The following is a 12288-nucleotide window of genomic DNA, read 5'->3' as shown; positions in this document are numbered from 1 at the left end:
CTGATTCCATTCCGAACTCAGAAGTGAAAACAGTTAGCGTCGATGATAGTGTGGCATTCGCCATGTGAAAGTAGAACATCATCAGGTTTTTTATTTAGAAAGGCACCTATCGGTGCCTTTTTGCTTTGTGGCATAGAACTTTTTCAAAAATACCTCGTTTATATTTGTATCGTAGCGGCTATAGCGTATATGATATCGGCGGAGCTAATGATAAGGAGACGTATTGATGTCGCAATATATTCTAACACTCGATCAAGGTACAACGAGTTCACGTGCGATTATTTTTAACCAAAAAGGTCAAGTGGTTGAAATGGCACAACAAGAGTTCAGGCAAATTTACCCAAAACCTAGCTGGGTTGAGCATGATCCTAAGGAAATTTGGAGTACACAGGCTGCAGTTGCTGCTACTGCTATTACTAAAGCGGGTATTAACGGTAAGAATATTGCCGCTATTGGCATTACCAATCAGCGTGAAACAACGGTTGTTTGGGAGCGTGACACGGGCAAACCAATTTATAATGCAATTGTATGGCAGGACAGACGCACAGCAGATTTCTGTAATAAATTAAAAGCTGAAGGTCATGCCAAAATGATCCAAGAAAAGACAGGCCTTGTGATTGATGCCTATTTCAGCGCCTCTAAGATCAAGTGGATTCTTGATCATGTTGATGGTGCGCGTGAAAAAGCCAGACAGGGTAAATTATGCTTTGGTACGGTGGATACTTGGCTTATGGCTAAGTTTACTAACTTACGTCTACATGCAACAGATGCAAGTAATGCAAGTCGCACGATGCTTTATAATATTCATAGCAATCAATGGGATGACGATTTATTAAAGCTGTTTGATATTCCTAAGGAAATGATGCCTGAAGTGAAATCCTCAAGTGAGGTGTATTCACAAACAGCAACGACCCTTTTTGCAACAAAAATTCCAATAGCGGGTGTGGCAGGAGACCAACAAGCAGCACTATTTGGTCAAATGTGTACGGAACCAGGGATGTTAAAGACTACCTATGGTACGGGGTGCTTTATGATGATGAATACAGGAGATATCCCAGCAGTTTCAAATAATAACTTATTAACAACAATTGCTTGGCAGCTTAATGGCAAAACAACCTATGCACTAGAGGGAAGTGTCTTTATGGGTGGTGCGGTTATTCAGTGGCTAAGAGATGAGTTAGGTATTTTGCAAAATGCCGCTGATAGTGAAAGGCTTGCATTGTCCGTTGCTGATAATGGTGGTGTTTATTTAGTACCTGCAATGGCAGGATTGGGTGCGCCGCATTGGGATCAATCAGCACGTGGTTCGATATTTGGTTTAACGCGTGGCAGCTCTAAAGCGCATATTGCGCGTGCTGCATTAGAGAGCATAGCTTATCAGGTAGTGGATATTGTTAATTCACAAATATCAGATACCGATATTCCATTAACTGAAATGCGTGTTGATGGAGGCGCTGTGGCAAATAATTTCCTAATGCAATTTCAAGCGGATATGCTTAACGCCAAGGTTATTCGCCCACAAGTTCTTGAAACAACTGCATTAGGCGCTGCTTATTTAGCAGGTCTTGCTGTTGGTTATTGGTCGGATGTTAATGAGTTAAAATCGTTATGGTCTGTTGAAAAAGAGTTTACAAGCTCACTGAATAACGAACTACGCACACAATATACTAACTATTGGCATAAAGCCGTGACAAGAGCAAAAGGATGGAGTGAAGAGTAATGACCAAGATCCCAAAATATCAGCAAGGTATTTTAGAAAACTTACCGTCATCGGCAATTTATTTATTTTTTGTATTGGAAAATAAAAGCAAATTAAATGAAGTGATGCAAACCTTACGTCAGCTGATTGATGGTCAATCTACTGTGATTGGCTTGGGTGAAGCGCTTATGCACAAAGCGGAGCTAAAAAGTGATTTCAAAGCATATACACCAACAATAAAGCAGCAAAAGCTTGCGCCTAAAACACATTGCGACTTAGTGCTTTGGTTAAGAGATAATGATCAAGGTATGTTAATGCATAAGGCGCGTCAAATGATTGCTATTGCAAGTGATGCTTTTAAATGCACAGATATCTCACGTGCTTGCACTTATTTAACCTATGTAGAAGACGGCAAAATGGTTGATCATGATTTATCTGGTTTTGAAGATGGTACCGAGAACCCTAAAGGTGATGAGCAATTTAATACCGCGATTATTGTGAGTGATGATAAATATTTGGATGGTTCTAGTTTTTGGACTATTCAAAAATGGCAGCATGACTTTGCGTGGCTTGATAAAGCAAGTCAGCAAGCTAAGGAAGAGATTATTGGGCGAAGCTTGGATGATAACCGTGAGTTTGAAGATAACAAGCCGTTTGCCCATGTTAAACGCACGGCACAAGAGAGCTTTGAACCTGAAGCATTTATGTGGCGCCGATCGATGCCATGGATTAATGATAGGCTTGAAGGCGGATTAATGTTCTCGTGTTTTGCTACAAGCTTTTATCCTTTTGAAGCGCAGTTCTTACGTATGACAGGTGAAGAAGATGGTATTGTCGATGGCTTATTCAAGTTCTCAAAAATAGTATCAACTCAGTTTTTATGGTGCCCACCCTTTGTTAAAGGTAAGTTGGTTCTGCCTAAGTTTGAGTAAGCGCTTTCTTCATTCTATAAGCACTATCACCATTGTCATAATAATTATGTATGGTTTTACTAACGCCAAAACCTAGCTTCTGATACAGATGAATAGCTTTTAAATTATTGGTGTTAACTTCAAGAAAAACATTTCTAATGTTGGCGCCCAAGTGATGTATTGTATGCATCATGAGCTCGCAGGCTATGCCTTTGCCTTGATGATTTGGCGAAACAGCAAGTGAGTAGATGCGTGCGCTATGCCGGTGTATAAATAGTAATATATATCCAGTGATTTCGTGATGCTCATAAGCAACAAAAAGTTCATTCTTTAATGAACGAATATGGTAATAAAATTGAGCTTTGCTTAGTTTGTCGCCATTAAAAAGAGCATTTTCAATCTCAATAAGTGCAGGGACATCTTTGGTTTGCGCCAGACGAATGTTAATCGTCATAGTGAACTCGCTTATGTTCCATACGATTAACAAATTCAAGCATGATTCTGCTATAAAGCTCATCACTTAAATAAGCATCCTCCCATGGATGATCAATGGATGGGTTGTCATTAATTTCAATAATGGCAGGTTTATCATCAATCATCTTGATATCAACACCATAAAGATCGTGACCAATCAAGCGGCACGCCTTAAGTGCTATTTTAATGACATCTTTGGGTACTTGATGAATGCCAAATGCTTCAGCAGGTCCTGCAGTCACATTCTTTTTGCCGTGATTTACAATCTGCCAATGGTTTGGTGCCATGTAGTATTTGCATGCATACAGTGGTTTATTATTCAAAACACCAATACGCCAGTCGTAATCTGTGTAATGATATTTTTGCGCAATAATAATCGAGGATTGAGATAAAAGATTATTTAGTTCGCTAATGAGATCCTCTTTGGTCTTGGCTTTTTTAACACCCTTTGAAAATGAACCATCAGGTACTTTTAACACAATAGGCAAGCCTAATTTTTCAATTAATTCATCACAGTTTGGAGGGGTATTGCGGCGGAAAACAAAATAAGATTCAGGCATGGTAATATGGTTTTTTTCCATCAAATTGTGCAAGTATACTTTGTTAGTACAGCGCATAATTGTTTGGGTACTATCCATGACAACAAGATTGTTTTCCTCTGCCTTTTTAGCAAATGCATAACTATAGTGGTTGATTTGGGTGTTAGTGCGAATAAATAAGCCATCGTATTCAGGTAGGCGCGCATAATCTTCTTTGGTAATGAGATCTACATCAACACCTAGTGCGCGTCCTGCTTTAATAAATTTTTTAATCGCTTGATTATTACTTGGTGGCAGTGCTTCGTCTGGATCAACGAGTATTGCCATTTCATAGCGATATTGCTTTTGTGAGCGCGGCTTACGCCAGACTTTGGTGCTAAAATCACTCAGCGCATTTGCAAAAAAAGTTTCCTCTGCATCATTTAAGCTTTGCAGGGAAATGGTTGTAAGACTATGAATTTGCCAAATATTGGCAGTTTTAATAAAACCGATCTGTAGGAGAGGAGCATTGTAAATATCAAAAATTTTACGCGCAAGTTTACCAAACCCTGGGTAAGCAGATGTGCCAAAGTAAAGTTTGATATGTACTGTGTTGTCTTGATTAAGCTCTTCTAAAACATCAATAGCTTGTGAATTCAGTCGGATATTGAGAAGACTAAATGATAAATCACCAAGATGCTGAAGATTGTTTAATGTGCTAACGCTTGGTATGACTTTATCGCCATTAGCCTCAGCAAGTAGGGATGCATAATAACCTTGACCAAGGTAACTTGTATCGTCTGATAAATTAATCAAATAGGCACTGTGATGATGCTTTGTTGTTAAGTAATCTTGAGTGGTTTGTAGATTGTCAGTTGGAAAATAAGGTGCCCAGAGATCAAGGTGATCAACGAGTATTCTAAGACCCTTCATAGTGCTTCCTTAGCAAAGATGGTTGAGTAAAGTAATGTTAATGTTCTAATGTCGCAATTTTGGTAACAACGGCTAACACTTCGGTCGCGATTTTAAGCTCAGAGACTGTTGGTAGAGAAGGGGCAATACGAATATTGCAATCTTGTGGATCCTTGCCATAAGGATAAGTGGCACCTGCATTAGTTAGTTTAACACCTGCATCTTGTGCCATTTTAACAATTTTCTTAGCAAGTCCAGGTTGGCTATCAAAACTAATGAAATAGCCACCTTTAGGCTCGTGCCACTGTGCAAATTGACCATCCGTGCCAAGCTCAGCACTCAGGACTTCGTTCACAATATCAAACTTAGGTTTTAAAATAGCTGCATGTTTTGCCATGTGTTGCATAAAAACATCTTTATTTGGAAGAAGTTTTAAATGGCGTAGCTGATTAACTTTATCATGACCAATGGTTTGTGCTTTTAGTTGCGATACTAGCCAGTCATGGTTGCCTTTATTAGCGGCAATGATGGCAATGCCAGCACCGGCATAAGTAATTTTTGAGGTGGAGGCAAACATAAACACACGATCAGCATTACCAGCTTTGGTACACTCGCTAAGAATATCAAGAATTTCCACTTGATCTTCCATGTCTAGGTGATGCACGGCGTAGGCGTTATCCCAGAAGATTCTAAAGTCATTTGCAGCTGTTTTCATCGCAGCAAGACGTTTGATCGTATCGTTACTGTAGCTTTCACCTGTTGGGTTGCTGTACTTAGGCACACACCACATGCCTTTGATGCTGCTGTCATTACCAACGAGTTTTTCCACTTGATCCATATCTGGACCATTGCCAGTTAAAGGGATGTTGATCATTTCAATACCAAAAGACTCACAAATGGCGAAGTGGCGATCATAGCCTGGTGTTGGGCATAAGAATTTGATTTTCCCTTGTTCAGACCAGCTTTTTGTCTGATTTGGCAGTTTATGAATGAGCGCTTTGATAATTGTGTCATACATCAAATTAAGCGATGAATTGCCGCCAACAATGATTTGATCGCGCGTAATACAAAGCACATCGGCAAAAAGTGTCTTGACTGCGGGAAGTCCTGTAAGTAAATCAGGTGGGCTGTAATTGCGATAATCAGGTGCAACAACGACATCTTGATGATTTAAGTTGTTGAGTAACTCATCGGATAGATTAAGCTGCTCAACACATGGCTTGCCACGTGTCATATCAAGCTTTAAACCTTGATTAACAAAAGATTGGTAACGTGACTTTAGTTGTGCTAGTTCATCGTTGATTAAAGTGGTGGTCATTAGTTATTTCCCCCAAGCGATCAAAAGATAGATATAGATGCCGATATATAGTAAGAAGAATACAAACGGCATATAAGTTTCGATACGCTTAAGTGGCGTGAAAGAGCCTTTTTGTAATGCAGTAACGCGTTCAGCGGAAAAAATGGGGCTAGAAGGTAGCCGTTTCTCAAGCGCGCCAATGACTTGTTCTTTGATATTAACCGTATGGCGATAAAAACGTACAACACGCCACCAGCAATAGCAAATGGCTAATAAGCCTAATAAAGGCAACACCAATAAGCCAAGTGATAACTCAGTGCTTGATCGACTAATGCCAAGCGCCATAATGCCAACGATGGCGATATTGGCAATAAGGAAAAATAGATTGATTGACACACGACGAAAGCTTGCACGATCTGCCATCTCAACGTAGATTTTATATTGTTCTATCAACAGCGAATAATATTGTTCATTACTGAAATGATCTTGTTCTTCATTCCATAAATTATCCATGTTGATGTTATCATAACGACTCATGAATGATTAACTCCAATTTGTTATCGATTTTACGTCACTCAGATTAGCAGATTTGCAAGCAATGGACTATGGCAAAATGGCGTATTGTGTAATAAAAAATGATATGTCAGCTTCTTAAAAGAGCTTATGACATCAAGGTCTATGCGTTGATTAAGTTTGTCAATAATCTTACATGCTAAGCGTGTTAACGCTGCGATCATTGTGATACTATAGGTCGGTGAATTTCAGACTGAAAAATTAGAATAATTTAGAATAAAAAGGTGATTTATGGCTAAGGGTACAGTAAATAAGGTGATTTTGCTTGGGCGATTGGGTGCAGATCCTGAGGTGCGCTATATGCCAAGTGGTATGTCGGTGGCGAACTTGCGATTAGCAACCAATGATGGCTATAAAGATCGTCAAACTGGACAGTTTGTTGAAAATACAGAATGGCATCGTGTCGTTGTATTTGGTAAGCAAGCTGAGACGGTTGCGCAATATACGCAAAAAGGATCGTTGCTATATATTGAAGGGCGTATTCGCACTAATAAATGGCAAGATCAAAATGGTCAAGAGCGCTATACAACCGAGATTGTTGCTACTGAAATGCAGTTAATGGGCGGGCGCAATGATGGGCAAAATAATGGCAATCCTCAGCAAGGCTATTCGCAACCGCAATTTAACCAACCATCCGCGCAACCGCAAGCTGCAGCTGGTGCATATAATCAGGCGCCACAGCAAGCCAAGCCTCAAGCGCAGCCAGATTTAAGTCAGCTTAATGACTTTGATGATGACGATATTCCTTTCTAATATTCGGTAGCTGTCCTATGCATAGTGAGTTTATTGAGTTAGCCCAATCGGATCCAATGCGTTGGGATATTAAATATAGCTATGATGATAATATCGTAGGTAGACGCATAGCAGGCTATTATGCGAATAAATGCTTGATGGCAAAGGTCTGTTACGCTGCATTGCAGCAGGTGGTTCAACGTGTTGCTAAACATAATTTAAGTCTATTGATTTGGGATGCTTATCGCCCCACTAAAGCCGTTGATGATTTTTGGCAATGGGCTCAAGATACTCACGATAATCATATGCAGCGTCAGTATTATCCTAACTTAAGCAAAGCAGACTTATTTGGACAGGGCTATTTTAATAAAACATCAAATCATTGTAGTGGTAGCACCGTTGACTTAACGTTGATTGATCAACAAGGTCAAACGCTTGATATGGGTACGATCTTTGATTATATGGATCCTTTGTCACACCCCGATAATAGAGAAGTCTCAAAAGAAGCGATTACTAACCGAACGTTATTGCGTCAAGAGATGCTAAATGCTGGATTTGAGCCAATAGCAACGGAATGGTGGCATTTTAGATTGATTGACGAGCCATTTGCTAATCAAATGTTTGATTTTGATATTGTGTAATTAAAAGAGAACAGGGATGTCGAAGAGTAATAACAAGGTTAATGAAACAAAAGAATTCCTAGATGCTCTGTTGATTGGGCGCGATAATAATGCATTGGGTGAGTTTCTAACCCCTGATTGCTTGGCTTTGACTGACTATGGTATTGCTTTTGGGCGTGATGAAATTGCCATGGATCTTTCTTTTTATTTTCAATCGATTGATGTGAGATCATTGGATTTCTTGCAGCAAGCGCATTGTGCCGACACGACTGTATTACAGTTTTCTGAAAACTGTGAGCATATTGGTGAGTTTTGCGGTATAGAAACCACAGGTAAGAAGTTTGTTTTTAATGCTTCAATTATGTTGCGTTGGCAAGAGGATAAAATCAAAGAATATTCGTTATCACCTGATATGGCAGGTGTTTTTGCGCAGATCACTGATGATAAAACAGCGGCGAAAACATTAGAGGCATTAAACGAATCAAATAGCCGTTGCTATGCGATGTTGGCAAAGCTGTATGTTTTAATTAACGCGCAAGGGCTTTATCTAACAAAGCAGCAGATTAAATGTCTGGCTTTGTATTTTGAAGGCTATAGTACGGTTGTTAGTGCCAGAATATTGCAGTGCTCAGTTGGCACAGTACGCACACATATTCGTAATATTCAGGAGCTTTATCGTAGCCATTTTTCAGGGAATATTGAAGCATGGTTTAAAAGCCATGGATTGTTTCAGAATATGCGCCGTTATGCGCGTTTATTACGATAATTACAAGGGTTTATGAAAGCTAATAAAGGCGGGGTGAATAATTAGTGAGTAATGATTATCACCGACATATTTACGCTTAGCATAATCCATAACATCTACATTGAATGGCTCAATCCCTTTTTGTAGAAGACCTTGATACATCTCATAGGTGAAGCTGTCCTCTAGGATTGAAAAACGACAAATTTGATACATTTCATCCAAGGTTGTTGTATTGTAAAAAGCATCAGTTATTTCGAGCTTATAGTTAATCTTATGCTTATTAGCAATTGCCTTGAGAAGCTTATAGCACTTATATTGTGGGTTGTAACTTATGCATTTTTCATAGTGTTCACCCTTATTCGATGGCACGACAAACATTAATACCCCGCCTGGTGCGAGTGCTGTATGCGCCTTTAATGCAAAATCCTCCCAGTCCTTTTCATCGACGTGATAAAGTACATGAGAGCATAATATAAAGTTATACTGCTCAGATAATTTGACTTCTTGAAAAGTTTGATTGATCACGCTTAAGTCATTAATTGACTTTAATAGGCTTGCATAAGTAGGATTAGGCTCAATCGCCAGAGTGTTATTAAAGTGTGGCGAAATCTTTTTGGTAATTTTGCCCTCACCTGCTCCGATATCTAAAAAGCGATTGCAGTTGATAGTAGATAAAATTTCTTTGGTGATATGGTCTATGATTTGCTTGGAATTATCATGTTTTTGTAAGATTTTATAAATATTAGCGTACTCTTCTGCTGTGTGTATGGTTGCCATTGTCTTACTCTTTGTGTGGTTTATTAGATTATAAAAATGTACGAGCGGCTTTTAAAGCGTATTACCCCTTGGCTTTAAAAGCGCTGTACAATCGGCCCCCACCGCAATATAGCTAGCATGTTTAAAGATTACCCATGCTGTGGGAGATATTTTAAGCGTTCTAGTTTTATAAATGAATACTACAAAATTAAGGTATTAATGTGATGTTCTCAAAAAGCGATTAATGAGGAATGTAATGATGCCAAAGGCAAGGCAAATAATAGCAATATACAAAAACACATGGCTATAGGCTTGATTGCTTAATAATAAATTTGTTTCTTTGCTATCGGTGACCGTTAATACAGATAGTTGCCCTGAGATGGCAACGCCAAGTCCACTTGCAAATTCCCAAGAACCAAGTGCAAATCCTCGATTTTTTTCTTGAATATACTCCCCTACAGAGGCGCTACCATTAGGGTGTATTAGGATTTCTCCAAGACCTAAGAAGAAGAAAAATATAATAATCCAGAAAAAAGTGACCTGATTATGGAGTCCTGAAAAATATATTGAAACTGGGATTGCAGCACCCGCAATTGCAGTCACAATAAGCCCAATAAGAAATTTTTGATCAAATGCATTGTGTTTGAGCTTGCGATACCAAAAATAACTCACGCCAATTGCGCAAATAAACATGCTGATATACCAAAAAGTAATCACAGAACCTGCCGGATAGGTAAACCCAAATATTTGCCTATTAAGATTGTACTGTGCGAAGAGTGTGATATTTGTCTGTGACAAAGTAGCAATACTCCAATAAGCGACATTGATAAAACAAAATACCAAAAACTTTAAAATTCCCTTTCTTTGCTGTATGTTTTGCGCTTGGCTTGCAAGATACAAGAAGTATGCAATAAGTAACAATCCAGCAATATAAATAATGGTGACCGTGGCATGTGGTCTTTGCATGAGGTAGTGCACTATAACAAAGGTAAGCACAAAAACAACCAAGCTATATGTGTATTTGCTTAGTGAAATAATCTGTCTTGAAGCAGGGTAAATGTGTTGGAACGATATAAACAACACGAGTGAAATTACATTGTAGATTGCACCAATATAAAAGGCAGTTTGGTAACTAAAATAGTTGGCAATGAAGCCTGAGCTAAATGTTGCAATCATACCGCCTGTGGCAAGGCTTATATAGGCAACAGTAAAGTAGTATGAGCGTTTCGTGTTATGCTCTGGAAAGCAGCTATGCAATAATTTCCAAATGCTAGGCAAGTAAAATGCGCCACCAATGGCAATGCAGCTTAAACTCGTTACAAGTAAAGGTTCGCCAAACTGTGCTAAGGCAAAAAAACCAAAAATACTAAAAAGCTGCCCAATAATCAGCGTGCGCTTTGCATCTAAAAGCTTGTCAGCAACAATACCTGCTATCAGTGGCAAGCAATAAAAAAGCGAAAAAAGTGCTGTATTTAGCATATATGCTTCGCTTTCACTAACCTTGAGTGAAAGCGTTAAATACAACACGGTTAAACTAAACATAACACCTGTGCTCATCGTTTGAAACAGGGTGATGAAAAACGTTAGTGTGACGGGCTTATTTTTAATTAACATATAAAATCTCCTTATTTTCTCCCTTTTAGGAAGGGGTATAGTACGTTAAATTCAAAGCAAATCGTTAGTAAATAAATATAACTTATGTTACTTGTCTAGTTTAACGACCAATCCTGCGATTAAAATACTCACTGCCGCTAGATACAGAGGAAGTAATAAGTAGAATGCTGTAAATAAGCCAAGGGTAAAGGCGTTAATTGCCCAAGCAATACCAAATACAGAAGTAGTGCCTCCCATGATGGCGCCCTGTTCATGACTCTCAACTTTGCTGGAAATGACTGATAATAAGGCAGTATAAAAGATGATTTCTAATAGCGCGCCAATAAATGCGCTGATAATCATTGAGCTTTGGCTTAAGAAAAAGGTACAAAGCGCAATTAATAGCGCGATAATAATGCCACTTAATAGCATCGCAAGATGATTGTTAAGGCGTTTAAGCACAACGTTTTGAAAGTAAAGTGTTGAAAAGGCAAAACCCAAACTCATGATCACAAAAACAAAGCCGATGCTTGCCGGTTCAAATTGGAATGCTTGAGCTAGCACCAATGGTAAACCTTGGGCGTAGTAGCCCCAACCGATTTGTAACATCAAAAAGGCTAGCGCCAGTATCTTGACACGCTTGTCGCTAAACATTACTTTAAAGCTAAAAACAAGAGTTATCAGTTTAAGTTTTTGCTTTTTGATGCGATTGGTGTAGGTTTCAGGTAGGAATAAACAAACACTAAGTAGATTAACCATAGAAAATATAGCGCCAAACCAAAATGGCAGTGTAATGGCTTGATACTCGGTTTGCGATAATAAGCCAACAGCTGTCGTTATAAGTGGTCCAAAGACAAAACCAATAGAGGCGGAAAGCGTGATTAAACTTAGGTTTTTAACACGATTATGCTCGTTAGAAATATCCAAGATAACTGCTTGCGCAATACTAAAGCTGCCACCAAAAAATCCGCAAATAAAACGGCTTAACATGAAAATGCTTAATGAGCCTAATGCTAAAGCGCTCACGGATAATAGATAGGCAATAATCGTGCCAGCAAGTGAGACGATGATCATCAGCTTACGCCCATATTTATCAGAGAGTCTGCCGATAATCGCACTACCAATAAAAATCCCCAAAGGCCATACTGCCATCGATAGACCATAATAAAAATTGCGTAGCGAATCAGCTGTATTAACCCCGAAAAATGGGCTTTGTTTTGACATCATGATTTCAGGAATAACTGGGAAAACAAGTCCCACACCCATGACATCAATAACAATCGTCAACATCAATATGGCGACTAATAGGCGGTTGTTAACCGGTTTCATTGATAACTCCAAATATTCAGATAGTACTTAGTCAAGCAGCGAAGTGCATACTTGTTTATATAGTTAGCGAGCCACTTTAGAGTGTTGGCAGATAAACTGCAATTAAAATTATCATTTTTTCCGGTCTGC

The 12288-nt window shown here is 38.9% G+C and carries 12 protein-coding genes and 1 rRNA gene; 6 read left to right on the top strand and 7 right to left on the bottom strand.

All coding sequences use genetic code 11. The annotated features are described in order from the left end of the window. The 3 genes from rrf to DNJ75_RS08955 all read left to right on the top strand — a co-directional run. Positions 1 to 87, top strand: a 5S ribosomal RNA gene (gene rrf, locus DNJ75_RS15885); the annotation flags it as partial. Between the two features lie 136 nt (positions 88 to 223). After that, positions 224 to 1720: a glycerol kinase GlpK gene (gene glpK / locus DNJ75_RS08960; protein ID WP_188618912.1), complete on the top strand. Its 1497-nt coding sequence runs from the start codon at positions 224 to 226 to the stop codon at positions 1718 to 1720. After that, on the top strand, positions 1720 to 2631 hold the full coding sequence (locus tag DNJ75_RS08955; RefSeq protein WP_117003114.1) for a Dyp-type peroxidase: 912 nt from the start codon (positions 1720 to 1722) through the stop codon (positions 2629 to 2631). Before glpK ends, DNJ75_RS08955 begins: the two co-directional genes overlap by 1 nt. Here DNJ75_RS08955 and rimI read toward each other — a convergent pair. Genes rimI through DNJ75_RS08935 form a run of 4 tightly spaced genes read right to left on the bottom strand, consistent with a single transcriptional unit; the run spans position 2618 to position 6348 of the window. Continuing rightward, positions 2618 to 3064 (bottom strand): ribosomal protein S18-alanine N-acetyltransferase, encoded by a 447-nt coding sequence (gene rimI, locus DNJ75_RS08950; RefSeq protein WP_170137211.1) that lies wholly within the window; start codon positions 3062 to 3064, stop codon positions 2618 to 2620. The genes DNJ75_RS08955 and rimI overlap by 14 nt on opposite strands. Beyond that, a complete protein-coding gene (locus DNJ75_RS08945; RefSeq protein ID WP_117003113.1) occupies positions 3054 to 4535 on the bottom strand; it encodes a RimK family protein in 1482 nt (493 codons plus the stop codon). The genes rimI and DNJ75_RS08945 overlap by 11 nt, the downstream gene beginning before the upstream one ends. Before the next feature lie 37 nt (positions 4536 to 4572). Next, complete coding sequence (locus DNJ75_RS08940; RefSeq protein ID WP_117003112.1) at positions 4573 to 5832, bottom strand: aminotransferase class I/II-fold pyridoxal phosphate-dependent enzyme; 1260 nt, start codon at positions 5830 to 5832, stop codon at positions 4573 to 4575. 3 nt (positions 5833 to 5835) lie between these two features. Further along, the gene (locus DNJ75_RS08935; protein WP_117003111.1) at positions 5836 to 6348 is read right to left on the bottom strand and encodes a RipA family octameric membrane protein; all 513 of its coding nucleotides are present in this window, start codon (positions 6346 to 6348) and stop codon (positions 5836 to 5838) included. A 267-nt stretch (positions 6349 to 6615) separates the two neighbouring features. Here DNJ75_RS08935 and ssb point away from each other — a divergent pair, with 267 nt between their 5' ends. From ssb to DNJ75_RS08920, 3 genes are read left to right on the top strand one after another with little or no spacing between them, the layout of a single operon-like run. Further along, positions 6616 to 7137, top strand: coding sequence for a single-stranded DNA-binding protein (gene ssb, locus DNJ75_RS08930; RefSeq protein WP_117003110.1), 522 nt, complete (start codon positions 6616 to 6618; stop codon positions 7135 to 7137). Between the two features lie 17 nt (positions 7138 to 7154). Next, a complete protein-coding gene (locus DNJ75_RS08925; RefSeq protein ID WP_117003109.1) occupies positions 7155 to 7757 on the top strand; it encodes a M15 family metallopeptidase in 603 nt (200 codons plus the stop codon). Positions 7758 to 7773: 16 nt separating this feature from the next. Next, entirely contained in the window at positions 7774 to 8502 is a 729-nt protein-coding gene (locus DNJ75_RS08920) for an ester cyclase (RefSeq protein WP_117003108.1), read from the top strand. On the opposite strand, the gene DNJ75_RS08915 is transcribed toward DNJ75_RS08920, so the two are convergent. From DNJ75_RS08915 to DNJ75_RS08905, 3 genes are all read right to left on the bottom strand, one after another. Continuing rightward, complete coding sequence (locus DNJ75_RS08915) at positions 8503 to 9258, bottom strand: class I SAM-dependent methyltransferase (RefSeq protein WP_117003107.1); 756 nt, start codon at positions 9256 to 9258, stop codon at positions 8503 to 8505. Between the two features lie 195 nt (positions 9259 to 9453). Beyond that, positions 9454 to 10851, bottom strand: a complete 1398-nt coding sequence (locus DNJ75_RS08910) for an MFS transporter (protein ID WP_117003106.1) — start codon at positions 10849 to 10851, stop codon at positions 9454 to 9456. 87 nt (positions 10852 to 10938) lie between these two features. Further along, a complete protein-coding gene (locus tag DNJ75_RS08905) occupies positions 10939 to 12159 on the bottom strand; it encodes an MFS transporter (RefSeq protein WP_117003105.1) in 1221 nt (406 codons plus the stop codon). Positions 12160 to 12288 lie beyond the last annotated feature (129 nt).

Origin of the sequence: Cysteiniphilum litorale (genome assembly GCF_003428165.1) — a bacterium.
Taxonomy (GTDB): domain Bacteria; phylum Pseudomonadota; class Gammaproteobacteria; order Francisellales; family Francisellaceae; genus Caedibacter; species Caedibacter litoralis.
This window is presented reverse-complemented; position numbering and strand designations above follow the sequence as displayed.